Source organism: Lysobacter soli, assembly GCF_003382285.1.
Classification (GTDB): Bacteria; Pseudomonadota; Gammaproteobacteria; order Xanthomonadales; family Xanthomonadaceae; genus Lysobacter_J; species Lysobacter_J soli.
The window spans coordinates 335,468-360,977 of sequence record NZ_QTJR01000002.1 but is presented as its reverse complement, the minus strand read 5'-3'; the positions used below and the strand labels follow the sequence as shown (position 1 = coordinate 360,977).

At 66.3% G+C, this 25,510-nt stretch carries 22 protein-coding genes and 1 pseudogene; 9 read left to right on the top strand and 14 right to left on the bottom strand.

The annotated features are described in order from the left end of the window. The first annotated feature begins 7 nt into the window (after positions 1 to 7). Together DX912_RS04955 and DX912_RS04950 are read left to right on the top strand one after the other, a co-directional pair. Positions 8 to 949 carry an MlaD family protein gene (locus tag DX912_RS04955; RefSeq protein ID WP_115841358.1) on the top strand — a complete coding sequence of 314 codons (942 nt, stop codon included), beginning with the start codon at positions 8 to 10 and terminating at the stop codon, positions 947 to 949. A gap of 14 nt (positions 950 to 963) precedes the next feature. Further along, complete coding sequence (locus tag DX912_RS04950) at positions 964 to 1,626, top strand: ABC-type transport auxiliary lipoprotein family protein (RefSeq protein ID WP_115841500.1); 663 nt, start codon at positions 964 to 966, stop codon at positions 1,624 to 1,626. 15 nt (positions 1,627 to 1,641) lie between these two features. Here DX912_RS04950 and DX912_RS04945 read toward each other — a convergent pair whose 3' ends face one another. Further along, on the bottom strand, positions 1,642 to 2,238 hold the full coding sequence (locus tag DX912_RS04945) for an alpha-ketoglutarate-dependent dioxygenase AlkB family protein (RefSeq protein WP_115841357.1): 597 nt from the start codon (positions 2,236 to 2,238) through the stop codon (positions 1,642 to 1,644). Positions 2,239 to 2,383: 145 nt separating this feature from the next. Here DX912_RS04945 and DX912_RS04940 point away from each other — a divergent pair, with 145 nt between their 5' ends. After that, positions 2,384 to 4,006 carry an electron transfer flavoprotein-ubiquinone oxidoreductase gene (locus tag DX912_RS04940; protein ID WP_115841356.1) on the top strand — a complete coding sequence of 541 codons (1,623 nt, stop codon included), beginning with the start codon at positions 2,384 to 2,386 and terminating at the stop codon, positions 4,004 to 4,006. A gap of 7 nt (positions 4,007 to 4,013) precedes the next feature. Then, on the top strand, positions 4,014 to 6,098 hold the full coding sequence (locus tag DX912_RS04935) for a glycoside hydrolase family 99-like domain-containing protein (RefSeq protein WP_115841355.1): 2,085 nt from the start codon (positions 4,014 to 4,016) through the stop codon (positions 6,096 to 6,098). Positions 6,099 to 6,111: 13 nt separating this feature from the next. Here DX912_RS04935 and DX912_RS04930 read toward each other — a convergent pair whose 3' ends face one another. Together DX912_RS04930 and DX912_RS04925 are read right to left on the bottom strand one after the other, a co-directional pair. After that, a complete protein-coding gene (locus DX912_RS04930; RefSeq protein WP_115841354.1) occupies positions 6,112 to 6,741 on the bottom strand; it encodes a CoA transferase subunit B in 630 nt (209 codons plus the stop codon). A 25-nt stretch (positions 6,742 to 6,766) separates the two neighbouring features. Then, positions 6,767 to 7,486 carry a CoA transferase subunit A gene (locus DX912_RS04925; RefSeq protein ID WP_115841353.1) on the bottom strand — a complete coding sequence of 240 codons (720 nt, stop codon included), beginning with the start codon at positions 7,484 to 7,486 and terminating at the stop codon, positions 6,767 to 6,769. Between the two features lie 156 nt (positions 7,487 to 7,642). On the opposite strand from DX912_RS04925, the gene DX912_RS04920 reads away from it, so the two are divergent. Both DX912_RS04920 and DX912_RS04915 read left to right on the top strand, forming a co-directional pair. Then, positions 7,643 to 8,545: an ATP-grasp domain-containing protein gene (locus DX912_RS04920; protein ID WP_115841352.1), complete on the top strand. Its 903-nt coding sequence runs from the start codon at positions 7,643 to 7,645 to the stop codon at positions 8,543 to 8,545. Further along, positions 8,542 to 9,504 carry a class I SAM-dependent methyltransferase gene (locus DX912_RS04915; protein WP_115841351.1) on the top strand — a complete coding sequence of 321 codons (963 nt, stop codon included), beginning with the start codon at positions 8,542 to 8,544 and terminating at the stop codon, positions 9,502 to 9,504. Before DX912_RS04920 ends, DX912_RS04915 begins: the two co-directional genes overlap by 4 nt. Positions 9,505 to 9,511: 7 nt before the next feature. Here DX912_RS04915 and DX912_RS04910 read toward each other — a convergent pair whose 3' ends face one another. Next, on the bottom strand, positions 9,512 to 10,924 hold the full coding sequence (locus DX912_RS04910; protein ID WP_115841350.1) for a mannose-1-phosphate guanylyltransferase/mannose-6-phosphate isomerase: 1,413 nt from the start codon (positions 10,922 to 10,924) through the stop codon (positions 9,512 to 9,514). A gap of 227 nt (positions 10,925 to 11,151) precedes the next feature. On the opposite strand from DX912_RS04910, the gene DX912_RS04905 reads away from it, so the two are divergent. The 3 genes and pseudogenes from DX912_RS04905 to DX912_RS18565 all read left to right on the top strand — a co-directional run. Then, the gene (locus DX912_RS04905) at positions 11,152 to 11,898 is read left to right on the top strand and encodes an electron transfer flavoprotein subunit beta/FixA family protein (protein WP_115841349.1); all 747 of its coding nucleotides are present in this window, start codon (positions 11,152 to 11,154) and stop codon (positions 11,896 to 11,898) included. After that, a complete protein-coding gene (locus DX912_RS04900) occupies positions 11,898 to 12,839 on the top strand; it encodes an electron transfer flavoprotein subunit alpha/FixB family protein (protein ID WP_115841348.1) in 942 nt (313 codons plus the stop codon). Before DX912_RS04905 ends, DX912_RS04900 begins: the two co-directional genes overlap by 1 nt. A 140-nt stretch (positions 12,840 to 12,979) precedes the next feature. After that, positions 12,980 to 13,294, top strand: a pseudogene (locus DX912_RS18565) (UbiA family prenyltransferase); the annotation flags it as partial. Here DX912_RS18565 and DX912_RS04895 read toward each other — a convergent pair. The 10 genes from DX912_RS04895 to DX912_RS04850 form a co-directional block, all read right to left on the bottom strand. Continuing rightward, positions 13,292 to 13,885 (bottom strand): class I SAM-dependent methyltransferase, encoded by a 594-nt coding sequence (locus DX912_RS04895; protein ID WP_115841347.1) that lies wholly within the window; start codon positions 13,883 to 13,885, stop codon positions 13,292 to 13,294. The pseudogene DX912_RS18565 and the gene DX912_RS04895 overlap by 3 nt on opposite strands. Next, positions 13,878 to 14,951 carry a glycosyltransferase family 2 protein gene (locus DX912_RS04890; RefSeq protein ID WP_115841346.1) on the bottom strand — a complete coding sequence of 358 codons (1,074 nt, stop codon included), beginning with the start codon at positions 14,949 to 14,951 and terminating at the stop codon, positions 13,878 to 13,880. The genes DX912_RS04895 and DX912_RS04890 overlap by 8 nt, the downstream gene beginning before the upstream one ends. Before the next feature lie 55 nt (positions 14,952 to 15,006). Then, positions 15,007 to 15,393: a DMT family transporter gene (locus DX912_RS04885; protein WP_115841345.1), complete on the bottom strand. Its 387-nt coding sequence runs from the start codon at positions 15,391 to 15,393 to the stop codon at positions 15,007 to 15,009. After that, positions 15,390 to 16,211 carry a glycosyltransferase family 2 protein gene (locus tag DX912_RS04880; RefSeq protein WP_115841344.1) on the bottom strand — a complete coding sequence of 274 codons (822 nt, stop codon included), beginning with the start codon at positions 16,209 to 16,211 and terminating at the stop codon, positions 15,390 to 15,392. The genes DX912_RS04885 and DX912_RS04880 overlap by 4 nt, the downstream gene beginning before the upstream one ends. Position 16,212: 1 nt before the next feature. Beyond that, positions 16,213 to 18,801 (bottom strand): DUF7657 domain-containing protein, encoded by a 2,589-nt coding sequence (locus DX912_RS04875; RefSeq protein ID WP_115841343.1) that lies wholly within the window; start codon positions 18,799 to 18,801, stop codon positions 16,213 to 16,215. Continuing rightward, positions 18,798 to 20,930 (bottom strand): glycosyltransferase family 2 protein, encoded by a 2,133-nt coding sequence (locus tag DX912_RS04870; RefSeq protein WP_115841499.1) that lies wholly within the window; start codon positions 20,928 to 20,930, stop codon positions 18,798 to 18,800. Before DX912_RS04870 ends, DX912_RS04875 begins: the two co-directional genes overlap by 4 nt. 98 nt (positions 20,931 to 21,028) lie before the next feature. Then, positions 21,029 to 22,648, bottom strand: coding sequence for a class I SAM-dependent methyltransferase (locus DX912_RS18690; RefSeq protein ID WP_220340763.1), 1,620 nt, complete (start codon positions 22,646 to 22,648; stop codon positions 21,029 to 21,031). After that, positions 22,645 to 24,018, bottom strand: a complete 1,374-nt coding sequence (locus DX912_RS04860) for an ABC transporter ATP-binding protein (protein WP_233433473.1) — start codon at positions 24,016 to 24,018, stop codon at positions 22,645 to 22,647. The genes DX912_RS18690 and DX912_RS04860 overlap by 4 nt, the downstream gene beginning before the upstream one ends. Next, positions 23,996 to 24,793, bottom strand: coding sequence for an ABC transporter permease (locus tag DX912_RS04855; protein ID WP_233433472.1), 798 nt, complete (start codon positions 24,791 to 24,793; stop codon positions 23,996 to 23,998). Before DX912_RS04855 ends, DX912_RS04860 begins: the two co-directional genes overlap by 23 nt. A 132-nt stretch (positions 24,794 to 24,925) precedes the next feature. Continuing rightward, positions 24,926 to 25,489, bottom strand: a complete 564-nt coding sequence (locus tag DX912_RS04850) for a hypothetical protein (RefSeq protein ID WP_147298565.1) — start codon at positions 25,487 to 25,489, stop codon at positions 24,926 to 24,928. Positions 25,490 to 25,510: the final 21 nt, after the last annotated feature.

Genomic DNA, 25,510 nt, shown 5'->3' with positions numbered 1-25,510 from the left:
TGAAGTCATGGAAACCCGGGCCAATTACGTCCTCATCGGCGCCTTCACCATCCTGGTGACGTTGCTGTTGCTGCTGTTCGCACTGTGGGCGGCGAAGTATTCGTCCGAGAAGGAATGGCGCACCTACGCGGTGCTGTTCACCGAGCCGGTGACGGGCCTGACCGAAGGCAGCTCGGTGCAATACAACGGCATTTCGGTTGGCACCGTGCAGAACCTGAGCCTGGCGCCGGACGACCCGCGTCGCGTGATCGCGATCCTGCGCCTGCAGGCGAACGCGCCGATCAAGACCGACACGCGCGCGAAGCTGTCGATCCAGGGCATCACCGGCAGTCCCTTCATCCAGCTCACCGGCGGCGATCCGCGCAGCCCGCTTCTGGCCGACACCGACCACCGCGAAGTGCCGGTGATCCAGACCGAAGCCTCGGCGCTGCAGAACATCGCCGACACGGCCAACCGCCTGGTCGCGCGCATGGACCAGGTGCTGAGCGACGAGAACGTCCGGCGCGTGTCGAACACGTTGTCGAACATCGAATCGATGACCGCTTCCATCGCCGACCAGCGCGAGGACCTGCGTGCGCTGATCATCAACGCGCGCAAGTCCAGCGAGCAGCTGTCGTCCACGCTCGACAACACCAACCGCGCGGTGCAGAGCGTGGATCGCGAACTGGTGGCGAAGCTGCCGGGCCTGATCGCCAAGCTCGACAGCACGCTCACGCGGCTGGATTCGGCGGCCAACAACGCCAACGGCCTGCTCACCGACAACCGCGCCGCGATCAACAGCTTCGCCAACGACGGCCTTGCGCAGCTCGGCCCGACGCTGGCCGAGTTGCGCGGGCTGGTGCGCGACCTGCGCCGCATCAGCGACCGCCTCGACGGCAACCCGACGCGCTACCTCCTGGGTCGCGACGGTCCCAAGCAGTTCGACCCCGCGGAATTCAAACCCGAATGACCACGCGCGCCGACATGACGACGATCGCTTCGACCCTCGCCCGCCACGCGCGCATCGCGCTCGCATCCGGCCTGCTGCTGGCACTGGCCGGCTGCTCGATCCTGAGCGACAAGCCCAAGGACCCCACCACGATTTTCGCGCCGGAACCCGCAGTGAAGGCGGACGCCTCGTGGCCGAAGGTCGACTGGCAGCTGGTGATCGCTCCGCCGGCGGCGGCGCGCATCGTCGACAGCCTGCGCATCGCGGTGCGGCCGACGCCCGGCGAACTGCAGGTCTACCGCGGCGCGCAATGGGCGCGCCCGCCGTCGGACATGCTCGTCGACACGGTGCTGCGCGCACTTGAAGACTCAGGCCGCATCGGCGGCGTCGCGCGCCAGGGCACCGGCGTGGCGGGCGAATACAAGCTCTTCTTCGAAGTGCGCCGCTTCGAGTCGGACTACGCAGGCGGTGCCGTCCCGTCGGCGACGATCGAAGTCAGTGCCAAGCTGCTTCACGTGCCGCAGCAGAAGGTCGCCGCGTCGCGCGTGTTCCTGCAGGCGACGCCGGCCGCGAGCGCGGCGGTGCCCGATGTCGCGCGCGCGTTCGAGCAGTCGCTGTCGAAGATCGGTGGCGATATCGCCGGCTGGACGCTCACCAGCGGCGAGGCCTATCGCCGTACGCTGCCTGCGACGCGGTAACTGCTGCGCGCGTCGTCAACGCGACGGCGTGACGATCCGGCGGAACGTGAGGTTGATGCGCGGACCAATCGGCCGCGTCGTGCGCGGCAATGCGTGGCGATAGTGGCGCTGCGTCGCGCCGGACATCACCAGCAGGCTGCCGTGCGGAAGTTCCAGCGTGAGCTTGCGCGCAGGATCGTCGCGATGCTTCAGCGCGAAGCGGCGCGTGGCGCCCAGGCTGATGGACGCGATCACCGGTGCCGGGCCGAGTTCGGGCTCGGCATCGCTGTGCCAGCCCATCGCGTCGGTGCCGTCGCGGTAGAGGTTCGCCAGCACGCTGTTGAACGCAACGTCGAGCGTGCGCTCCAGGCGTTCGCGCACCGGAACCAGAGCGTCGGGCCAGGGATGGGGCTCGAACAGCGTGCCGGAATAGCGGTAACGCGCGTCGGGATCGCCGATCCAGCAGCTCAGCCGCGGCGAATCGACCTCGCGGCCGAAAATGCGGATGCGGTGTGTTTCCCAGGGGACATCGCGGTGTAGCCCGTCCAGCAACGCATCGGCCTCCAGCGGGCCGAGCCAGTGCGGATCGAACTGCAGCTGCGCGTCGGGCAGCGGGATCACGTCGAGAACCATACCCAACGCTAGCACGGCGTATCGCGCCCGCCGCCGGATTTTCCCGGGGAAACTTGGCGCCAACCGCGCAAACCCGCGACAATCCACCCTCTGCTGTCCCCGCAATCCGCCAGCCGCTGTACGCCAGCCCGTCTTGGAGTGCCCCATGAACCAACCCGATCCGAACGCCGTCGAACGCGACGTGATGGAGTACGACGTCGTCACCGTCGGTGCCGGTCCGGCCGGGCTGTCGTTCGCCATCCGCCTCAAGCAGCTCAACCCGGAGCTGTCGGTGTGCGTGATCGAAAAGGCTTCGACCATCGGTGCGCACATCCTGTCCGGTGCGGTGATCGAACCCGAACCGCTGGACGCCCTGCTGCCGAACTGGCGCGACAACCCGCCGCCGATCTGCGTGCCGGCCAAACACGACGAATTCTGGCTGCTGACGCACAAGGGCCACCGCCGCCTGCCGATTCCGCCCGGCATGCACAACGAAGGCAATTTCATCGTCAGCCTCGGCGCGATGTGCGCGTGGCTAGCCCCGCAGGCCGAAGCGCTGGGCGTGGAGATCTATCCGGGCTTCGCCGCGGCCGAAACGCTGCATGACGAAAGCGGAGCCGTGGTCGGCGTGCGCATCGGCGACATGGGCATCGCGAAGGATGGTTCGCACAAGCCGGGCTACACGCCGGGCATCGACATCCGCGCGAAGGTCACCGTGCTCGCCGAGGGCGCGCGCGGCCACCTGACCAAGCGCCTGATCAAGCAGTTCGAGCTCGATGCCGACAGCGATCCGCAGGGTTATTCGATCGGCATCAAGGAACTGTGGCAGGTGCCGGAAGACCGCGTGACGCCCGGCAAGATCGTGCACAGCTTCGGCTGGCCGGCGGACAACGAGGTCTACGGCGGCGGTTTCCTGTACCACCTGGACAAGGGCCGCATCGCACTGGGTTATGTCAGCGGCCTCGATTACAAGGATCCGGAATACAAGCCGTGGGAAGCCTTCCAGCAATGGAAGAACCACCCGCTGTTCGAGCCGCTGCTGGAAGGCGGCACCATCCTGTCGGCCGGCGCGCGCGCGATCGTCACCGGTGGTTACCAGTCGCTGCCGAAGCTGGAAATGCCGGGCGCGCTGCTGATCGGCGACACCGCCGGCCTGCTCAACGTGCCCAAGATCAAGGGCACGCACCAGGCGATCCGTTCGGGCATGCTCGCGGCCGAACATCTCGTCGCTTCGCAGCTGTCGCCGCAGGGTTTCGACGCGAAGCTGCGCGGTTCGAACATCATGGCCGAGCTGAAGAAGGTGCGTAACTTCAAGCCTGGCTTCAAGCGCGGCCTGTGGTTCGGCATCCTCAATTCGGCATGGGAAACCGTCACCGGCGGCCTCTCGCCGTGGACGCTGAAGAACAAGGCCGACTGGTGTTCGCTGGACAAGGTCGGCGAGCACGAAAGTCCGAAGCGCGACTACATCGAACGCAAGCTCGCACCGCGCGACCGCCTGCAGGGCGTCTATTACGCCGCGACCGAACACGACGAGGACCAGCCCGTGCACCTGAAGGTGCGCGACACGTCCATCTGCGTCACGCGCTGCGCCGAGGAATACGACAATCCGTGCACGCGCTTCTGCCCGGCGGCGGTGTACGAGATCGTGCAGGATGAAGCCGGCAAGCGACTGCAGATCAACGCCGCCAACTGCGTGCACTGCAAGACCTGCGACATCAAGGATCCCTACGAGATCATCGACTGGGTGACGCCGGAAGGCGGCTCGGGGCCGAATTACCAGAACCTGTGACCGCCGCATGACGTCGCGCCTGAACGAGGGCCTGCGCACCTTGCTGTTCAACAGCCTGCGTGCCGCGTTCCGCATCACGCCCATGCCCGAACGCGTGCGCGACCGTCTGCGGCAGTCGTATCTGGAGCGTTTCGCGGACACCCTGCCGCAGGGCCCTCGCGGGAAGCACGGCGACGCGACAGGCGAGCGGCGCGCGCGGGTGCGCGCCGATGCTCCGGCGATCGGCTGGCTACCTCGCCGACCGCCCGACCTGCCCTCGCCATTGCCGGCCACGCTCGTGGCGTTCTACCTGCCTCAGTTCCACACGATCCCCGAGAACGATGCGTGGTGGGGCGCGGGCTTCACCGAGTGGCGCAACGTGTCGCGCGCGCTCCCGCAGTTCGAAGGTCACGCGCAGCCACGATTGCCCGCCGACCTCGGCTTCTACGACCTGCGCAACCCGCAGGTGATGCGCGACCAGGCAACGCTCGCCCGCGAGTACGGCATCGGCGCGTTCTGCTTCTACTACTACTGGTTCGGCGGCAAGACCCTGCTGGAAGCGCCGCTCCAGCAGTGGCTGCGCGATGAGTCGATCGACCTTCCGTTCTGCCTGTGCTGGGCCAACGAGAACTGGTCGCGCCGCTGGGACGGCCGCGCGGACGACATCCTCATCGGCCAGCAGCACAGCGCCGAGGACGACCTCGCGTTCATCGCGCACATCGCACCGTACCTGCGCGACCGCCGCTACCTGCGCGTCGATGGTCGGCCGCTGCTGCTGGTGTATCGCCCAGGCCTGCTCCCCGAGCCGCGCGCCACCGCCACGCGCTGGCGGACGTGGTGCCGCGAGAACGGCATCGGCGAGATCCACATCGCCTACACGCAGAGTTTCGATCGCGCCGATCCGATGGACTACGGCTTCGACGCCGCCGTCGAATTCCCGCCGAATCTGGCGACGCCGACCAACGTCACCGCCGACCAGTCGCTGGTGAATCCCGGTTACCGCGGCCAGGTCCTCGACTGGCGTGAACTGGCCGACGACTACCGGCGGCGTCCGCTCCCGAATTACCGGCTCTTCCCCGGCGTCAACTGCGGCTGGGACAACGAGGCGCGTCGCTCGGGTGCCGGACGCACCTACCTGCACGCCGCGCCGCGGAGATACCGCGACTGGCTGCGTGACACCATCGAGCGCCGCTTGGCGGGCCGCGCGGCATCGGACCGGCTGGTGTTCGTCAACGCGTGGAACGAGTGGGCCGAAGGCGCCGTACTCGAACCCGATGCGCGCCTCGGTCATGCCTGGCTGCAGGCCACGCGCGATGCGTTGCGTCCGTCGTCGCGACCCGCCCTGCTCCGTGGGCCCCGCGCCGCGTGCGTGGTGATCCATGCGTGGTACGTCGAGGCGCTCGATGAACTGCTGTCCACGCCGGTGCTTGCAGATCCGGCGATACGCCTGATCGTCACCACGTCGCCCGACAGGGAGCGTGCCGTTCGCGCTGCGCTCGCGGCGCGCGACAGGCATGCCGAGGTGGAAGCGTTCGAGAACCGCGGACGCGACATCCTGCCCTTCCTCCACGTCGCCGGTCGCCTGCTCGACGAAGGCGAAGAGATCGTCCTGAAGCTGCACACCAAGCGCTCGGTACACCTGGACGATGGTCATCTCTGGCGCGAGGAACTCCTGCAACGGCTCGCGTCCGCATCGCGGCACGAGGCGATCCGCAACGCGTTCGGCACTGACGTGAAGCTGGGCCTGGTCGCACCGGAAGGCCATCTGCTCGCAGTGCAGTCGTACCTCGGCGCGAATCGCCCGCATGTGGACTACCTGCACACGCGCCTCGGCCTTCGCCGCCCCTTGGACGGCGAGACCACTTTTCCGTCCGGGTCGATGTTCTGGGCGCGGCTCGAAGCGCTGCGTCCATTGCTCGACGCGCACCTGGACACATGGGAGTTCGAAGGCGAGGCGGGACAGATCGACGGAACCTTCGCGCATGCCGTGGAGCGCATGTTCGCCGCCTGCGTGGAAGACGCCGGCTTCCGGGTCGCCACCGCCGCGCAGGCATGTGGCGTTGCCGGCGAAACCGCGCCCGGCGAGACCTATCCCTACGCCAGGCGCAACTAACCGGTCACGTCCGTCAGCGCGAGAACGCCACGCCGGTCTTCTCGCGCAGCTCATCCTCGGTGACGTCCGGCGCGAGTTCGACCAGCTTCAGGCCGTCGGCGGCGACATCGAGCACCGCGAGGTCGGTGATGATGCGGTTCACCACGCCCACGCCCGTCAGCGGCAGCGTGCATTCGGGCAGGATCTTGTGCTCGCCGTTCTTCGCGGTGTGCTCCATCAGCACGACCACGCGCTTCACGCCGGCGACGAGGTCCATCGCGCCGCCCATGCCCTTGACCATCTTGCCGGGCACCATCCAGTTGGCGAGGTCGCCCTTCTCGGTGACCTGCATCGCGCCCAGGATCGCGAGGTCGATGTGGCCGCCGCGGATCATCGCGAACGAATCGTGGCTGCCGAAATAGCTCGCCCCGGGGCGCGCGGTGACGGTTTGCTTGCCGGCGTTGATGAGGTCGGCGTCCACTTCGGCCTCCGTCGGGAACGGGCCGATGCCGAGCAGGCCGTTCTCGCTCTGCAGCCACACGTCCACGCCATCGGGAATGAAATTGGCCACCAGCGTGGGCAAGCCGATGCCGAGGTTGACGTAGGCGCCGTCGGTGAGTTCCTGCGCGGCGCGCTGCGCCATCTGGTCGCGGGTCCAAGCCATGAGTATGTGTCCTGTAGTCGTATGATCAGCCGGCGCGCACGGTGCGCTGCTCGATGCGCTTTTCGGGCGTCGCATTGACGACGATGCGGTCGACGTAGATGCCCGGAAGGTGCACGTGGTCGGGATCGATCTGGCCGATCTCGACCAGCTCCTCCACTTCGACGATGCACACGGCACCCGCCATCGCGCACGCCGGGTTGAAGTTGCGCGCGGTCTTGCGGAAAACGAGGTTGCCGGCCTTGTCGGCCTTCCACGCCCTTACGAGCGACACATCGGCCTTCAGCGCGGTTTCCATCACGTAGTGGTGGCCGCCGAACTCGCGCGTTTCCTTGCCTTCGGCCACGACCGTGCCGTAGCCGGTACGCGTGAAGAACGCCGGAATGCCCGCACCGCCCGCGCGCAGGCGCTCGGCGAGCGTGCCCTGCGGATTGAATTCCAGTTCGAGTTCGCCCGAGAGGAACTGGCGCTCGAATTCCTTGTTCTCGCCGACGTACGACGAAATCATCTTCCGGATCTGCCGCGTTTCCAGCAGCAGGCCCAGGCCGAAGCCGTCGACGCCGGCGTTGTTGGAAATCGCCGTCAGGCCCTTCACCCCGCTGTCGCGCAGCGCGCCGATCAGCGCTTCGGGAATGCCGCACAGGCCGAAGCCGCCAACGGCGAGCGTCTGCCCATCGGCGACGATGCCGTCGAGCGCCGCCTTCGCGCTCGGGAAAACCTTGTTCTTGCCGTTTTGCGTCGCGGCCACGTCGGACTCCGTTCGGTTCTGCGCAATGCCCCGGAGTTTACCGTGGCCGCGGGCACGTCCCCCACCGTACGTTCGGACAGGTCGGAGGCGCGAAACGGCGACGTCCGTCCGGCTGGGACATCGCGGCGCCAGGGCGGCAGCGTCTAGACTCCGGCCATGACCCGGATAGCCCTTGTGACCGCCATCGCCGCCGCTGGTGTCGACGACGACCTGACGCCCCTGCTGGACGCCTGCGCGCGCGCCGGAATGGCCGTGCAGGTGCGTGCATGGGACGACCCGACGGTGGGCTGGAGCCGTTTCGACGCGGCGATCCTGCGTTCGCCATGGGACTACGTGCCGCGCCTGCGCGAGTTCCTGGACTGGAGCGCGCGCGTGTCGGCGCAGACGCGCCTGATCAACCCGTTGCCCGTCGTGCGATGGAACACCGACAAGCACTACCTCGCCGAGCTCGCAGCGCGCGGCGTGCCAATCGTGCCGACGGCGTTCGTCGAACCCGACATGGAGCCGCTGCCGACGCTGCAGGCGTTTCTCGCCGCGCATCCGCACGCGGCGGAGTTCGTGGTGAAGCCGAGCGTGGGCGCGGGATCGAAGGACGCGCAGCGTTACGCGCGTTCACAGGAATTCGCGGCCGCGAACCACCTCGCGCGCCTGCTCGATGCCGATCGCAGTGCGATGCTGCAGCCGTATCTTTCGTCGGTGGACGAACACGGCGAAACCGCGTTGATGTTCTTCGCCGGGGAGTTCAGCCACGCGATCCGCAAGGGCCCGCTGCTGCGACCGGACGAAGGGCCGACGAACCAGCTCTTCGCCGCCGAATCCATCGCACCGCGTCTGCCGTCGCAGGACGAACTCGCGCTCGCCGATCGCGTGATGGCGGCCGCGCGCGAGGCGTTGCAGCTCGACGAGCCGCCACTGTACGCACGCGTGGATCTCATCCGCGACGACGCTGGCGGGCCGTGCCTGCTCGAACTGGAGCTGTGCGAGCCGTCGCTGTTCTTCGCACACGCGCCGGGCAGCGCCGACCGGTTCGCGGCAACCCTCATGGAGGAATTCCGATGACGCTTCTGCGCCTCTTTCGCCGGAATACGAATGCCAATCCAGCTGCCGCCGATCCCGCACCGGCGGAAGCCAGTCCGCCGCGGGTCGACGTCAGCCCCGAAGCGGGGGACGCCACTCCGGCATCGCCGGCCGAGTCCACGACGCGCTTCGAGCGCATCACGGCCGCGCTGGATAAATCCGGGAAGGGCCTCGAAATCGGCCCCAGCCACAACCCGATCATGGCCAAGCGCGACGGCTACGATGTGGAGACGGTCGACCATCTCGACCAGCAGGGTCTCATCGACAAATACCGCGAGCACGGCATCGACCTGTCGAGGATCGAACCGGTGGACTACGTGTGGACCGGGCAATCGCTGCCCGAACTCATCGGCCAGACGGGACGCTACGACTGGATCATCGCCTCGCATGTGATCGAGCACGCGCCGGATGTCGTCGGCTTCCTCCAGCAATGCCTGCAGTTGCTCAAGCCCAATGGCGTCCTGTCGCTGGTGGTACCGGACCGCCGCTACTGCTTCGACTACCTTCGCTTTCCCAGCACCACCGGTGCGATGGTGCAGGCACACTTGGAGCACCGTCGGCGGCATTCGCCGGGGCAGCTGGTCGACTACGTGGCCACCGTTTCCAACCTGCAGGGGCGGATCGCATGGAATCCCGATGACGGCGGGCCCGTCGCTTTCTCGCACTCGCTGGAGCAGGCCGGATCGATGCTCTCCGGCTACCTGACGCACGAGGAATACGTCGACATGCACGGCTGGGTATTCACGCCCAGCAGCTTCCGTCTGGCGATGTCCGATCTGAACGCACTCGGTCTGATCCAGATGCGTGAAGTCGGCCACTTCGGAACCCATGCCAGCGAGTTCTATTTCAGCTACAGCCCCGGGAAGGACGATCGCACCGTCGACCGCCTCGCCCTGTGCAAGCGGATCCTTGACGAAATCATCAACGAGCGATTGAGCTAACGGGCGCTCAGGAACGCCCGTACACGTCCTCGAGCCGGACGATGTCGTCTTCGCCCAGGTAACTGCCCGACTGCACTTCGATCAGTTCCACCGGCTCGGTGCCACGATTGCGCAAGCGGTGCACGCTGCCCAGCGGGATGTAGGTGCTTTCGTTCTCGTGCAGGTCGAACACGCGGTCGTCGCAGGTGACCTCCGCGACGCCCGAGACGACGATCCAGTGCTCCGCACGCTTGTGGTGCTTCTGCAGGCTCAGCGCCGCGCCGGGCTTCACGACGATGCGCTTGACCTGGAAACGTTCGCCCACGCCGATGGAGTCGTAACTGCCCCATGGGCGGTAGACCTTGCGGTGGAACAGGTGCTCCTGACGACCCGCCGACTTCAGCTTGTCCACGACCGCCTTCACGTCCTGCACGCGGTCCTTGCGCGCGACCAGCGTGGCGTCGGGCGTGTCGACGATGACCAGATCCTCCACGCCGATCGTCGCGATCATGCGGCGTTCCGATGCGCGCACGAGGCTGTCGCGCGTGTCGACCGCGATCACGTCGCCTTCGTAGCGATTGCCCTCGCCGTCCCGCTGCGCGACCGACCACAGCGACGACCACGAACCGATGTCGCTCCAGCCGCAACTCACCGGCACCACGGCCGCGCGGTCGGTCTTTTCCATCACGGCGTAGTCGATCGAATCGCTGGGGCTCGCGGCGAAGGCGTCGCGATCGACGCGGGTGAAATCGAGGTCGGCCTTCGCCGCCGCCATCGCCGCACGCGCGGCATCGAGGATGGCCGGCGCGTGACGCGCCAGCTCGTCGAGATAACGCTGCGCGCCGAACAGGAACATGCCCGAGTTCCACGCGTAGGTGCCTTCGGCGACGTAGCGCTCGGCGGTGGCCTTGTCGGGCTTCTCGACGAAGCGCTCGACACGGAAGCCGCCCTCGCCCAGCGCATCGCCGCGCAGGATGTAGCCGTAGCCGGTTTCGGCGTAATCGGGCCGGATGCCGAAGGTGACCAGCCAGCCATCGTGGGCCAGCCCCGTTGCGGCCTCGACCGCGGCGCGGAAGGCGGCCTCGTCCTCGATCAGGTGGTCGGCCGGCATGACCAGCAGCGTGGCGTCGGCGTCGCGTGCGAGCGCATGCAGCGCGGCGATCGCGATGGCCGGGGCGGTGCTGCGCGCCGCCGGCTCGAGCAGGATGCCGCCGCTGGCGATGCCCACGGCCTGCAGTTGCTCGCCGACCATGAAGCGGTGGTCGTCGGCACAGACGGTGATCGGCGGCTGCGCCCCTGGCAGCTTGCTCGCCCGCAGCACGGTCTCCTGGTACAGCGAGTGGTCGCCCACCAGCGCCAGGAACTGCTTGGGCTGGTTCTGCCGCGACAGGGGCCACAGGCGCGTGCCGCTGCCGCCGCTGAGAATGACCGGATGAAGCATTTGGACTCCGCCTTTGGGGGAACGAGCGCGCTGAAGGGTAACGGATCGGGGTGTCCCAGCCGAATCGCGCGACCGGCCGGTTCTCCAGATGAACGGATTGCGGCCCCCGCAGCGTCCGCGAGGGCCCGCGGTTCGAGACCATCCGCCTGCGTAGGGAGCGCCTCCTCGGCTAGAATCGGCGGTTCTCGGCCTGCTTCCGGCCGCGCAACCATAGGAATCCCCGCACGATGAAGATCCTCGTCGGCTACAAGCGCGTGGTGGACTACAACGTCCGCATCCAGGTCAAGCCGGACGGCTCCGGCGTGGTCACCGACGGCGTCAAGCTGTCGGCCAACCCGTTCGACGAAATCGCCCTGGAAGAGGCCCTGCGCCTGCGCGACAAGGGCATCGCGACCGAGGTCGTGGTCGCCACGATCGCTCCGGCCGACGCCCAGGCCCACCTGCGCAACGGCCTGGCCATGGGCGCCAACCGCGCGATCCACGTCGTGTCCGACCAGCCGATCCAGCCGCTGACCGCCGCCCGCACGCTGCTCAAGTTGATCGAGAAGGAGCAGCCGGACCTGGTGATCCTGGGCAAGCAGGCCATCGACGACGACGCCAACCAGACGGGCCAGATGCTCGCCACGCTGTGGGGTCGCCCGCAGGCCACGTTCGCCTCGAAGCTCGAGGTCGCCGATGGCAAGGCCACGGTGACGCGCGAGGTGGACGCAGGCCTGGAGACGCTCGAGGTCGACCTGCCGGCGGTGGTCACCACCGACCTGCGCCTGAACGAGCCGCGCTTCATCAAGCTGCCGGACATCATGAAGGCCAAGAGCAAGCCGCTGGAAACCGTGCAGTTCGCCGATCTCGGCGTGGACGCCGGCGAAGGCCTGAAGACCACGCGCTACGCCGCGCCGGGCAAGCGCAGCAAGGGCGTGATGGTGAAGGACGCGGCCGAACTGGTCGCCGCACTCAAGCAGAAGGGGCTGCTGTAATGAGCAAGGTACTCATCATCGCAGAACACCTGGACGGCAAGCTCAACGCCTCCACCGCCAAGTGCGTTTCCGCCGCGCAGGCGCTGCAGCCCGACTCCATCGACATCGTCGTGCTGGCTGCCGATCCGGCCGCCATCGCAGCCGAGGCGGCGCAGATCGCCGGCGTCGGCAAGGTCCTGACCGTTGCGAACGCCGCGAACGCCAACGCGATCGCGCAGGTCCTGACGCCGCAGGTGGCGAAGCTCGCCACCGGTTACAGCCACGTCTTCGGCCCGAGCACCACCTTCGGCAAGGACCTGATGCCGTGCGTCGCCGCGCTGCTGGGCGTGTCGCAGGTGTCGGACGTGATGGCGGTGGAAGGCAGCCACACCTTCAAGCGCCCGATCTACGCCGGCAACGCAATCATCACCGTCGAGGCGCCGGCCGGCCAGACCGTCGTCGCCACCGTGCGTACGGCGTCGTGGCCCGAGGCCGCCAAGGGTGGCAGCGCGGCGGTCGAAGCCGTCTCCGTCGACGCCGCCGTGCCCTCGCACACGCGCTTCGTGGGCCTCGCGGCCGGCAAGTCGGATCGCCCGGACCTGCAGAGTGCCAAGCGCGTCGTCTCCGGCGGCCGCGGCGTCGGTTCGGCGGAGAACTTCAAGGTGATCTACGCGCTGGCCGACAAGCTCGGCGCGGCCGTGGGCGCCTCGCGCGCCGCGGTCGACGCGGGTTACGTGCCCAACGAACTGCAGGTCGGCCAGACCGGCAAGATCATCGCCCCCGAGCTCTACGTCGCCGTCGGCATCTCCGGCGCGATCCAGCATCTGACCGGCATCAAGGACGCCGGCACGATCGTGGCGATCAACAAGGACGGCGACGCGCCGATCTTCGAGATCGCGGACATCGGGCTGGTGGGGGATCTGTTCCAGTTGCTGCCGGAACTCGAGAAGGCAATCGGCTGACGGCGCATAACGTGCCCGGCGCCGCCACGAGGCGGCGCCGCAAAACGACAATGGACACTCTGATGGATCAGAGACACAACCGCCACGATGAAGACGTCGCGTTGTGCGTCGACCTTGACGGCACATTGCCCTAGTCCGGCATCATTTACGAGTCGGTGCTCGCGCCTCTGGCGAGGAACCCGTTCTACCTGTTTCTGCTTCCACCGTGGCTGATGCGCGGCAAAGCCGCGCTGAAACACGAGATTGCCAGTCGTGTCGACCTGGAAGCGGCGACGCTCCCCTACGACGAGCGCATAGTCGCGCTTCTCAATGCGACCCCCATGAGTCCGCGCGTGCTCTGCACGGCCACCAATGGCAAGTACGCCGTGTCGATCGCCGAACACCTCGGCGTCTTCGACCTGGTCATGGCAAACGGCTTACGTTCCGGCGCGCCCCGAAACAGGGCTGAGCGGCTAGCGCCTTTCGATCAGCACCTGCAGTTCGTGGTGCGGGAATACCTCGCCTACCACGCGCACGTCGCCCGGAAAGTAGCGCCTGCGCGCAATCGACCACCCGCCTACGCCGGCAAGTGCATCGCGCAACATCTCCCACTGCACGAACGTCCGATGCGTGGCATCGATGCGGAATCCCGCCTGTCCCGGGACGATCACCAGTACGCGATTCACGCCTCGCTCCGCAGCCGCCGCGAGCAGGCGATGCAAGACGTCCATGGGTTCGTCGAGGTGTTCCAGCACATGGCTGATCACCATCGAATCGAAGCGCCACTCGGCGGGTAGCGTCCCCAGTGACCAACCATCGGCGCTTCCGTCGTACCAGGCGACGTCGAGGCCGCGCGCACGGCAGTGTTCGACCGACGCGCGGTTGTACTCGACCCCCTTGGAACCGGCTGGCAGCCGCGATAGCAGCTCGCCGACGCCACAGCCGAAATCGAGCGTAGGCCCGCGCAGCTGTGCGGCAGCGCTGCGCAGGTACCAACGGCGCACGAACCGACGAATCGCGCTGCGCTCGGTCTGGTACGCGGTATAGCCTTCATCGAAATCAGCCATGGCGTGTCTTGCCTTCGATCGGTCTTGCAGCGTCAAGATCAACAGGCTTCCTCGCGACTCCCGCGCGGGCGTCCCGATCGAACTTCTGCAGGGGGCGCCGCGGCACGGCGTTGATGTCGTAGCTGAGGAACGCGAGCACCAACTGCAGGCCCAGCAGTACCGGCAGCGCTGCGAGCATCACCGTGCCAGGATTGTTCGGAACGCCCGACTGGATGGAGCTCACCCACGCGCTGAGGCCTAGCGCGGTGCCTACTGCCATCAACATTGCGCCCGCGATCAGCTCGATGGAGGCGATGGTGAAATCGCGAAGGAAGTAGTTGTAGAAAACCCGCTTGAAGATATTGCGAACGTGCTTGAACAGGAACTCGCCGAGGATGCGTCCGATCTTCAGGTTGCTGACCTCGTCGCCGTACCGCGCGTCCATCGGTACGTCGGCGACCACGGCGCGCAAGGTATTCAAGCGAAACAACATGTCCGTTTCGAAGAAATAGCGCTTGCTTATCTTCTGGAAAGGCAGGCGTGCTGCGGTATCGGCATGGATTGCCGTGTAGCCGTTGGTCGGGTCGAAGATGTCCCAGTAGCCCGTCGAAAGCTTGGCGAGGAACGACAACGCCGCGTTCCCGACGATTCGCACCAGCGGCATTCGCATGAGCTGCGACAAGTCGTAGAAACGGTTGCCCTTGGCATAATCCGCTTCCCCCGACAGCAGCGGCGAAAGCAGGGCCCGCATCATCGCCGGGTCCATCTGCCCGTCCGCATCGACCTTGACGATGTACTCGGCGCCTGCGGCCACGGCCGCCTGGTATCCGCGCATGACGGCACCGCCTACGCCGAGATTCGTCTCGTTGAAGTGAACCTCAAGGCGAGGGTCGGTGCATTGAGCTTGCAGGATCGCTCCCGAACGGTCCGGACACGCGTCGTCGACGACGATGATCCAGTCAACGAACGGCGGCAATGACTCGACGACGCCCAGGATGTGTCGCGACGCTTTGTAGCAGGGGATCACGACGGCCACGCGCCGCGCGTCGCAACGTTCGCCTTCCGCTTTGGATGTTTCTATGGTCATGGGAGTTACCGGGCGTCAGGTAGCGGCGCTGTGGATCGTAACGTCATCGCTCGCTTCAGGGCGTTCCGGGCCGGGACTGCGTCACCATCATCACGCCCGCGGAGATCAGGAACAGCCCTGTCCACTGCAGCGGACTGAGGCGCTCGTTGAAGAAGAACCAGCTGGCGGCCGCCATGATCAGGTAGAAGCACGATCCCGAGAGCGCAAAGGCCACCGACAGTCGCTCCTGAGTCAGCACGAAGAGCCACACCACGTAGCCCAAGCCCTGAATGGACAGCGCAAGTATCACGCCCGGCGTCGTTGCCGCGCTCCAGATGAACTGCAACGCGCCTTCGTTGCGCAGCACCGAAGCGATGGAGCCAACCGACTTTTTCAGGATCAGCTGACTGCCGATCGTGCACAGGTTCACGATCAGGACCAGAAGAACCACCTGCCAACTCATAGACTGTTGCCCTTGTAGGCCATTCGATAGAAGTTCGCGATCAGTCGGGCCATGCCCGCGGGCCACAACTGACGGAAGATACGCTCGTCCTCACTCGCCCTCGCCCCGCCCGAGATCCCTTCGGTCGTTGCGCTGTCGGCGTGGATCCGGTGCAGCATCAGCGTTTCGCGGATGTAGACGAAGCCGCCCGCCGTCCGCTCGCGTGCAAGCTTGAGCCAGGCCGACCAGTCCAGGTTGACCGTGTAGCTCGGATCGAAAATGCCATCGGCGATGTCGCGCCTGAGCGTGACCGCCGGGCACGGAATCGGGCAACCGAATCGCAGCGCATTCGTCTTGGACCAGCGGGACTTCACTTCGCACCGCCCCCAGAATGCCAGTTCGAGCAGCAACACCTTGATCCAGAGCATGGTCGAGCGCTTGCGCACTGCGCTTCCCGCGACCTCCGCATAGCCAGTGAATGCGAGCGCCGCGGCGGGCGACCGCTCCAGGGCGCGAACCGTTCTCTCCGCGAAATGCGGCAGGTACACATCGTCCTGATGGGCGATCGTCACCCATGGCGAACCGGCGCTGGCCACGGCAACCGACCAGTCGTGGGCGATGCCCCTGTTGGGGCCATGCACATGGACCCGGGCACCGTATTTCCGGGCCAGGTCGTCCAGGCCCGCGAACGGCGTCGAGGTGGAAATGACGATGGGTGACCGCCGGGTCTGTTCGGCGAGCGACGCAAGGCAACTCTCCAGGTACGGGGACTGTTTGTACGCCGGTACGACGAAGCTGTGCGTCGCGTCTTCGGCGGTGTCTTCGGGAATCGTGTTCATGTCACGCCTTGGGTGGGACAAGCTTGAACAGCCGGACGCCGCTGCTGTCGTCCCCGGCGATGGGTTCAAGGCACCGCAGGTCCTGATCCGGGACAGCGCGGGTGTACGCGATCCGGTTGACGCGCATGGCGCGCATCTGGGGACCACAGATGTCGAGCTTCACTACATAGAGGTCCGCTTGGCCCAGCGAATACTCCGGCGACGCGGAACCGGGCGCGGATTCGAACAGCACGTGCGCATAACGGTTCCAAACGTCGGCATGTCGCCTGGCGGGATCCAGTATCGTGTGTAGCCGCGCGTCGGGCACCATTTGCGATCCGTTTACCACGTCCAGCCCACGAGCCTTTAGACCTTGGGCGAAGACGAAGTCCCCTACGACGGCCCAGCGGTCGGCGGGACCATCGCTGGCCGCCCTGGCCGCGGAAAGGATCGGCTTGTCGAGAATGGCGGACAAGCCGGACGTCAACGGATTGACCGTTGCTCCAGGGATGGCGAGTAACGCGACACCCAGGGCGAGCGAAGCACGCTTGCCTTGTGAAATGCCGCGGGATAGCAGGAAGGCCAGCAGCATGCCAGCGGCGACGGTGCCGGGAGTAATGAAGGCTTCGTCGCTCTTGCGCAGACCCCAGCCAAACATGCCCACGACGATGACGGCCAGGAGCGGAATCCAGCGACGGTCCTCAAGGGGTCGAAGAATTCCTGCCTGTGGCGACGCTGCTTCGGCGTGGGCGGCCACGATGATGGCCAGCAGGATCGACCCGATTCCAAGGCCGACCAGCGAGCGTTCGGGTGGCGACCAGGACCAACCGGCAGACTGGTACAGCTTCGCAAGCGGCTCGGGCATCGAGCAGCACATCCAGAAAAGCACCAGCAGTGCATAGAGCGCCAAAGCCGCGGGATAAGCCCCCTCGCGGCGAAGCAGTCCCCGGAAACGCAACGCGGCGATCCCGATCGGGAACGCCAGGACGAAACTGCTGGCCTCCGATGCGTTGATGGCCGCAGCGGGGAAACGCAGCTCGCCGAAACGGAACGCTTCAAACCACGCGTACAGCGCGCGCTCAAGCGTCACGCTGCCCGGCACCGCCACTCGGTGGCCGGGGTAGATTGTGGCCATCATGGTGGCGATGGTGTCTTCCGCCTGCACCACGTACGAGGCGAGGAGCAAGGCGCTCGTTGCGACGACGACCATGCCGGTCATCACGCGAATGCCCCAGGCGTCGCGGATCTTGTCCGTGGCGCCGGGTTCGACCAGCGATGCGGCCAACAGGAATACCCCAAGGTAAGCCATTGGGAGGATGAAGGGCGGGTACAGGTGGAGCAGGAGGCTGATGATCGAGTAGACGGCCAGCAGCGCGCCCGTGAACAGCCATCGGCGCCTGCGCGCGTACAGCAGGTAATTGGCACCAATCACGCCGAGGGCGAAGGCGATGAGGATTTCAGCCAGGTTGCTCGACAGCCACCATTGCGAGAACGAAGACGCGTATACCCACACCGCGCCGAGAAACGACATCGCCGTGTTGCCGCGCGTGAGGATGAGCAACAACCAGAAGAATGCCGCGACAAGGCCGAACGTCTTGTAGGCCCACCACCAGGAATAGCCATGCTCCAAGTCGAACAGTACGAAGCCCAAGAATTTCGGCTGGAATGTCGCGACGGAGCCCAACACCGGAACCGATGCGAGCAACGGGGCACGCTCCCCGCCGATGTTGGAATTGGTGAGCCTGGCGCCACGCTGCACCTGGTTGAGGATCCAGGGAGTCTGCGTGTTCCACTCATCCGACCTGACCCGCCGCGGCTCACCCAGATCTACCAGCTGATGCACCGGCTTGGCGGGGTACATGGTTTCCCACACCCCCACCGAGGACTGGTGCAACGCCAGCGCGATGTAGACCACGGATGCGACCGCAAGCGCGACGAGCACCGCGGCGGCTTCGGCCTTCACGGTGACCACGGATGGCTCGCTGAGGCGTTCGGCCAGGCGGCCGGCGGCATGCCGCGCGATCCGCATCCCGGTCACATACGCGGGCAACCGCTGGAGGCTTGCGAACAGCAGGCAAAGGACGAATGTGACCGCCGCGGCGGCGGCAGCAAGGCCCAGCCGGGCAGGCCAGGGACTGCCGCCCTTCGGCAGCGCCAGATCGATGAACGGGTCGCCAGCCGAGGCAGCGAAGACGATTGCTTCACCCTCGACGCGTGGCGAGGTGACGTCGTTGGTACCCTTGACCGCTGCCGAAAGCGTACGGCCTGCCAACGGAGCAGGATCCGCGCCCGGCGTGCGTATGGCGACCGGGCCGATCGCAACCTCGCCCGCCTCGATGCCCGGGTCGACACGCAGCCTCGCGACCGGCTCGTGCACACCGAGCCGGATGCGGTATTCGTGCCAGGTGCCGTCCGAGGTCGCTGCGAAGGCGACGCTCCGGTCGGGCGAGTATCCTTTGCCTTCGCCCGCATAGAACAGCTGGCCCAGCGAACCGGCGGTGGTTCGCATCCTCAACGACACCTCGTAGCGGGTATCGCGTCCCGTCGCGGCAAACCCCACAAACACCACGATGAAAGCGGCGACGGCCGCAAGGATCGGGAATCTCTTCATGGGCTTCGCGGGGGAAACGCAAGGCCGAACGGCTCCCCGTGGAGCGTCAGGTTCGGGTTATACGCCGGGTCGACGGACAAGGTGTCGCCCCATCGCTGGTTCATGAACAACACTTCCCGCTGGAAGCGCTCGATCTTCTCGGGCGTGTCTTCCAGGCCGCGCGACGCCGATTCATGGTGGTAGAGCTCGGCGAATGGCGTCCACACGTTGCGGTAGCCTGCCTCACGAACGCGCAGGCAGAAATCGACGTCGTTGAACGCCACGCAGATGGCTTCGTCCAGGCCGCCGACCGCATCGAACACTTCCCGACGCACCAGCAGGCACGCGGCGGTCACGGCCGACAGCGACTGCGTCAGGCGGGCGCGATTCATCTGGCCGGGATACCCGCGCGGCTTCGCACTGTAGGCATGCCCCGCTACGCCATGCAGGCCGACGATGACGCCGGCGTGCTGGATGGTGTCATTGGGGTAATAGAGCATCGCGCCGACCGCGCCCACGTCGGGGCGCACGGCGTGTCCGACCATCTCGTCCAGCCACTCGGGCGTGATGACCTCGATGTCGTTGTTGATCAGGCCGATGATGCTGCCGCTTGCGTGCCGCACCGCGTGGTTGTTGATCGCCGAATAGTTGAACGGCGCATCGTAGGGAAGCACGCGAACGCGGGGATCGCACACCACCTCCGCGAAGTATTCGGCGGTCTCTGGCTCGACCGACTGGTTGTCGACGATGAGGATCTCGTAGTCCGTATACGTGGTCCGCGTCAGGATCGACTCGACGCACATCTTCAGCAGGGCGACGCGATCGCGCGTGGGCACGATCAGGCTCACCCTGGGGGCGGGCACCGGCACGTCGTATTGCAGTCGGTGGTGTCCCCACTCGGTGGACAGCACGCGGCCTGCCGCGCCGACGCGGTGCAGGTGCTCCCTGACCGCACGCTCGCCGGCGGTCACCGCGTAACTTTTTTCGCCCACGGCGAGCGCGGTCGAACCGGGAATGGCGCGCCAGTGATAAAGCACTTTCGCCAGATGGCCGATTTCACTGGCGTCGACGCGTTCGCAGCAACGAAGCGCAAGGTCCCAGTCTTGGCTGCCTTCGAGCCCTTCGCGGAAGCCGCCTACTTCGCGCACCAGCCGCGTTTCGAACACGCCCAGGTGGCTGAAGCAGTTCTGCGACAGAAACAGCTCGTAGTTCCAGTCCGGCTTGAAGTACGGATCGTAGCGCCGACCAAGTTCGTCGACCTTGTCCTCGTCCGTGTACAGCATGCGCCAGTGCGGATTGGCCGCCAGGGCCGCGGCCACATCCGACAACGCCGTCGGCGGCAACTCGTCATCGTGGTCGAGCAGCGCGACGTATTCGCCGCTCGCAAGTTCGAGCGCGCTGTTCGACGTCGCCGAGATATGGCCGTTGCGCTCGCGGAACGCGATCTTGATACGGGCGTCCATGCCGGCGAATTCCTGCAGGACGCGTCGCACGTGCGGCTGCGTCGAGGCATCATCGGCAATGCACAGTTCCCAGTTGCGGTAGTCCTGCCCGATCACGCTGCCGATGCTCCGGCGCAACCACTTCTCCGGCGTGTTGTAGACCGGCATCAGGACCGAGATGAGCGGTTCGCCCGCATCCGCATGCGGCACGTTGGCGCCGCACCCGTACAGGCGGACCCAGCGCTCATAGTCGTTGCCTGCATCGAACGTGGAAACGCCCGCGTATTCATCGTGCAGCGCCGCGCCCAACCCGGCCGGACCGCCCTTGACCAGCCGTGCCAGGACCCACTTGAGCATGGCCAGCTTCGCGCGCTTGCCGCGGCGGCGACGCAGGATGCCCGCCAGCATCATCATCGCGGCGCTGTAGCGCGACAGACGCCGCAGCGTCATCGAGCCAGTGGAGAAGGTTCCAGCTGCGGCCATCGGGTCCATGCGCATCGCATGGACGGTGTGTGGGAAGCGCACCAGTGCGCCGTACTGCCCGGGCGCACCCGTTGTTTGCAGTTCGATGCGCTCATGCTCCTGCATGCCATGCCCATAGTCCGGATACAGGACCGGTGCGACGACGCCCTGGCGCTCCGACCGGATGTCGAGCGAAACCTGGTACCAGCCGCCCTGGAGATAGCCGTGGCCGTCCATCGACAACATGAATTGCGGGTCGGTGCCGGTCGCACACCAGTTCAGGCGGGCGGCGTCGCTGCCCGCCTCGCGCCGGACTTCACTGCATGGGCTGACGCTTATCGTGATCACCTGGATCGTCCCTGATCTTCCTTGGTTCGCGATTCGATACCCACCAGCCGCTTCAGCCGCCGGATGAAGCCTGCGCGGGTCAGCACGGTCAGCATGTTGTGTTGCTGGTCCAGCAGGATGCGTTGCTGCTCCAGCATAAGCCGCTGCTGCTCCAGCATGCCCTGCTGGTGCGCGAGCATCGACTTGTTCTCAAGCACTGCATCGCCCTGGCTGCGGATGAGATCCAGCTGCCCGCTCACCAGGGCCCGCATCGCCTCCAGCTCGGCGGCGTGGTGGCTGGCGGTGCTGCCCAGGTCCTGCACGCCCTGTTCGACGACCTGCGTACGCTCGCCCAGCTGAGACAGATTATCGAACAGACGCTCCTCGTCCACGGGCGGTGGCAATTGCGGCGCCATGGCCCGCTGGGCCAGCGCCAAGCCGTGTTCGTAGGCGATGTGCTGCAGCGTCGGATCGAGGAGGACCGTCTCGTAGTCCACTCCGACGCGCAAGGCGGTCGCCGGGCGGTCGCCCACCACCTGCCACGCTTCGGCGAGCGAGAACTCCACCCACGGGTCGTCGTGGAAGGACGCGAAGCGGAGCCAGCGTTCACCCACCGGGTGCAGGTTTTCCGCATTCAGATGGCCGGACTTGCGGATATCGACGAAGCCAACCCCGTCCGGTGCCTGCGGATCCTCGAATTCCAGCGCCAACCGGAACAGGCCGAAGACACCCGGGAGGTCGGTGGGGTCGATGCGGATGAAATCCGGGCGCACGCCGTCGGGGAGGACGAAGCGGAAATCCATCGTCCGCACCGAACCCTCGGGCAGGTGCAGCAGCAGCGAGCGTCGCTCGTCATAGCCTTCCTCGCCGGTGCGGTAGTAGACGCGGCAGTCGACCTGTCGCGGCTGCGCGCCACTGGCGACGGGCAGGTTCGTCGCCGGGTCGAGGATGGTCGCGGCGATGCCTTCGAAATACCGGCGCATCGCGTCGGGATCGGCCAGTGCGGTGTCCATGAAGGCGCGGAACGCTTCGGGCACCTGGCTTCCAACTTCGACCACCGCCAGGCCGTTGCTGTGCCGGAACTCGAACGTGCGGTAGCGCGCAGACAACTCTTCGATGAGCTTCCATACGCCGAAGTCGCGGCCCTGCACGTTGCAGTCGTGGAAAATGACCACGGCGCGGTCGCTGAGCTTGGGCAGCCAGGTTTCGAAATCCTCGCGGACGGCCTCGTACGTATGCAGGCCGTCGATGTGGAGCAGGTCGATCGACCCGTCCTCGAACGTGCCCACCGCGTCGGCGAAGTAGGAACGCAGCAGCGTCGAGAAGCGGCTGTAGCGCGGATCGTGGTAAGCGCGCAGCGTGCTGTATACGTGCTCGCCGTAGAAACGCGCGTGCTCGTCGCCCTGCCAGCAGTCGATCGCGGTGCAGCGGGTCGGGGCGCCGAGATGTTCCACCGCCTGGCAGAAGGCGAGGTACGAGTTGCCGGAATCGGTGCCCAGCTCGACCAGCTGGCGCGGCCGCAGCAGGTCGATCAGCAGATAGGCGAACGGGATATGTCCCACCCAGGCGTACGGGTGCGACAGGTGCGGCCTCAGGAAGACGACCGGATGGCGGTCCATTCGGAAGGTGGGGGTCACTTCACTTGCTCCAGTGTGATTTCAAGCATCGGCAGGCCGATCAGGCCGGCGGGCGCGCCCTGGCCCAGGGCTTTGACCGCCAGTGCCTCGTGCATCCAGTGATGGATGACGTGCTCATGCTGCGTGCCGGCGGCCACGCCGACGGCGAGGAAATAGTCGCCTTCCTGCAGGCGTGGCATGTCGAAGCGGAAACGGGCGACGGCGCGGTCGCCGGCCTCCATCACCATCCGCTCGTCCAGGGTCGTCAGGTAGGTGTTGTCGCCGAACAGCAGCTGGCCGAGCCGGTCCTTCAGATAGAAGCCGACAATCGGGGACTCCACGCGGCGGGTCGCGCTCGCCTCGACCTCCAGCACCACCGTCTCGCCACCGGTCAAGGTGGTGAGCTGGCGGCCGTCCTCGTCGAGCAGCGCCACATCCGCGACCTTGAGCCCGCCTTCGCCGAATGCCGGCTTGGACGGATCGAAGTCGACCACGTGCAGGTCGTTGCGTAACAGGGAGCGATCGATGAGCGGCTGTCGGGGATCGCGCCGGGACGTCCGCACCGGGGGCTTGGCGGGAACCGGACGCGCCGCGCCGTCGTAGGCCGCACGTCCTTCGCGTTCGGCGATGAACGCTTCCAGGTAAGCCTCCATGACCTCCCGCGCGTTGCCTTCCTTGCGCATGGTTCCCGAGTCGATCCAGATCGCGCGGTCGCACAATCCGGTCACCGCGCCGCCGTCGTGACTGACGAACAGCAGCGTTCCGCGCTCCTTGAACTCGCGCAGGAAGCGCATGCATTTCTGCGTGAAGAAGGCGTCCCCCACCGACAGCGCCTCGTCGATGATGAGGATGTCGGCATCGACGTGCACCATCACCGAGAATGCGAGCCGCATGACCATGCCGCTGGAGTAATTGCGGACCGGCTGGTCGACGAATTCGCCGATATCGGCGAAAGCGAGGATGGCCTCCATTCGAGCATCGACCTCCGCTCGCGTGAGGCCGAGGATCGCCGCGTTGAGATAGACGTTCTCGCGTCCGGTGAACTCCGGATTGAACCCGCTGCCCAGCTCGAGCAGCGCGGCGACGCGGCCGCGCACGGCGACGGTGCCTTCAGTGGGAGTGAGGGTGCCCGCGATCATCTGCAGCAAGGTCGACTTGCCCGAGCCGTTGCGACCGACGATGCCCAGGGTTTCGCCCTGCTTCACGCGCAGGTCCAGCCCGCGCAGCGCCCAGAAGTCGCGGTACAGCTTGCGCCGGCGGCCCATCAGCCCCTGCAGGAGCCGCTGGATGGGCTTTTCATAGATGTGGTACGCCTTGCCCAGACCGCGCGCGTCGATCACGTACTCCGACGCGAGGCCTTCCTTGTTCTCAGAGGACATCGGCGAACCCACGGCGCAGCTTCCGGAAGACGGTCAGGGCGAGCGCGCTGAAAAGCACGCTTCCTGCAGCGTAGAGCGCCAGTCCGCGCCAGTCGGGGAGCACGCCCCAGTAAGCGACGTTCCGCACCTGGTCAATGATGAAGGTCAGTGGATTGAGGTGGAAAAGCAGCTGGTAATTGGCGGGCAAGGTCGAGACCGGAACGATCGCCGAGGACAGGAACAACAACGCCGTCGACGCGACGCCCATGAACTGTCCGATGTCGCGAAGGTAGACGCCCAGCGACGAAAGCAGCCAGCCAAGCCCCACGGACAGGAAGACCAGGGGCAGCAGGACCAGCGGGAGCAAAACGATGGTCCAGGGCACGGTCCCGCGCACCAGCGCGCTGAGCAGCACGAAAACCAGGATGTTCGCGCACAGGTGGAACAGCGTCGCCAGGACCACGGTCCAGGGCAGGACTTCGAGCGGGAACACGATCCGCTTGACGAGGTTCGAGTTGCCGACGATGAGCATGGGCGAGCGCGTCATGACTTCCGCCACCAACCCATGCGTGAGCAGGCCGAGGAAGAGGATGAGTGCGAAGTCGACCGTGCTGCCCGTCGCCCCCGGCCAGCGGCTCTTGAGCACGTACCCGAAGGCAAGGGTGTACACGCCCAGCATGAGCAGTGGGCTGATCAGCGACCAGGCCATACCGGCACTGGCGCCGCGGTAGCGGCCCAGGACGTCGCGCCGGCTGAGCTCCCACGTCAGGGAGCGGTGCTGAGCATCGAACGCAATGAAGGGATTCACAGGGACTCCTCCCGCGCGCACCGAGTTCTTCGGGATAGCCACGGAGACAAATGTCAATAAACGAAGATGCCCATGCGCAGGCTACCCGCGCATGGACACCTCGGTAAATCCCCTAATTTTGACGCAGAAGCCTTACGTCAAAGTGAAGCGCCTGCCGATTCCGCAGATTGCATCACCGCCGCTCTGAGTGGGGTACGCAAGGTAAACGACGTACTCGCCAGGAGCCAGTTCCGGCAGGTCGACCGCAACCTTGAACCCGGCCTTGAGGAAGTCCTCATGCTTTAGGTTCTTCGCCACGTCCGGACGGTCAACGCGCGTCACCACATCCTGCTCCCATGCGTTTACGCCGTTGGCGGACTGGATGCGGAGCTTCACGTCGGCAGGCACCTTCTTTGCCTCGCCATCCACTACCCAACCGCCGAACTCGATGGTCGAAACGCGCTGCGCCGTCGGCGCGGTTGGCCAGAACAGCACCCCGTTAAGGGACTCGATGTTGCAGCTGCCGTGCTGCTGTACCCCTACCTTCAGCCGGTAGTCGATGGCTCGCATCGTCGAAGGCTTAGCGACTGGCGTGGGCGCAGCGGCCGGGGCGGGAGCCTGCGCACCCTGCACGTTGGCGGTCGACTGTTCGCTCTTCTCGGAGCAAGCGGCAAGGAGCAGAGCGCAGGCCGAAGCGATAGCGGCCTTCATGTACATGGAACGCATTGGAACCCTATA

What these genes read in the sequence shown, in the direction of transcription:
- DX912_RS04940 (WP_115841356.1), top strand. Translation starts at nt 2,384, where the DNA reads ATGAACCAACCCGATCCGAACGCCGTCGAACGCGACGTGATGGAGTAC.
- DX912_RS04870 (WP_115841499.1), bottom strand. Translation starts at nt 20,930, where the DNA reads ATGTTGTCGATGGACGGCCACGGCTATCTCCAGGGCGGCTGGTACCAG.
- DX912_RS04875 (WP_115841343.1), bottom strand. Translation starts at nt 18,801, where the DNA reads ATGAAGAGATTCCCGATCCTTGCGGCCGTCGCCGCTTTCATCGTGGTG.
- DX912_RS04905 (WP_115841349.1), top strand. Translation starts at nt 11,152, where the DNA reads ATGAAGATCCTCGTCGGCTACAAGCGCGTGGTGGACTACAACGTCCGC.
- DX912_RS04950 (WP_115841500.1), top strand. Translation starts at nt 964, where the DNA reads ATGACGACGATCGCTTCGACCCTCGCCCGCCACGCGCGCATCGCGCTC.
- DX912_RS04930 (WP_115841354.1), bottom strand. Translation starts at nt 6,741, where the DNA reads ATGGCTTGGACCCGCGACCAGATGGCGCAGCGCGCCGCGCAGGAACTC.
- DX912_RS04920 (WP_115841352.1), top strand. Translation starts at nt 7,643, where the DNA reads ATGACCCGGATAGCCCTTGTGACCGCCATCGCCGCCGCTGGTGTCGAC.
- DX912_RS04935 (WP_115841355.1), top strand. Translation starts at nt 4,014, where the DNA reads ATGACGTCGCGCCTGAACGAGGGCCTGCGCACCTTGCTGTTCAACAGC.
- DX912_RS04955 (WP_115841358.1), top strand. Translation starts at nt 8, where the DNA reads ATGGAAACCCGGGCCAATTACGTCCTCATCGGCGCCTTCACCATCCTG.
- DX912_RS04850 (WP_147298565.1), bottom strand. Translation starts at nt 25,489, where the DNA reads ATGTACATGAAGGCCGCTATCGCTTCGGCCTGCGCTCTGCTCCTTGCC.
- DX912_RS04895 (WP_115841347.1), bottom strand. Translation starts at nt 13,885, where the DNA reads ATGGCTGATTTCGATGAAGGCTATACCGCGTACCAGACCGAGCGCAGC.
- DX912_RS04915 (WP_115841351.1), top strand. Translation starts at nt 8,542, where the DNA reads ATGACGCTTCTGCGCCTCTTTCGCCGGAATACGAATGCCAATCCAGCT.
- DX912_RS04885 (WP_115841345.1), bottom strand. Translation starts at nt 15,393, where the DNA reads ATGAGTTGGCAGGTGGTTCTTCTGGTCCTGATCGTGAACCTGTGCACG.
- DX912_RS04880 (WP_115841344.1), bottom strand. Translation starts at nt 16,211, where the DNA reads ATGAACACGATTCCCGAAGACACCGCCGAAGACGCGACGCACAGCTTC.
- DX912_RS04945 (WP_115841357.1), bottom strand. Translation starts at nt 2,238, where the DNA reads ATGGTTCTCGACGTGATCCCGCTGCCCGACGCGCAGCTGCAGTTCGAT.
- DX912_RS04900 (WP_115841348.1), top strand. Translation starts at nt 11,898, where the DNA reads ATGAGCAAGGTACTCATCATCGCAGAACACCTGGACGGCAAGCTCAAC.
- DX912_RS04910 (WP_115841350.1), bottom strand. Translation starts at nt 10,924, where the DNA reads ATGCTTCATCCGGTCATTCTCAGCGGCGGCAGCGGCACGCGCCTGTGG.
- DX912_RS04890 (WP_115841346.1), bottom strand. Translation starts at nt 14,951, where the DNA reads ATGACCATAGAAACATCCAAAGCGGAAGGCGAACGTTGCGACGCGCGG.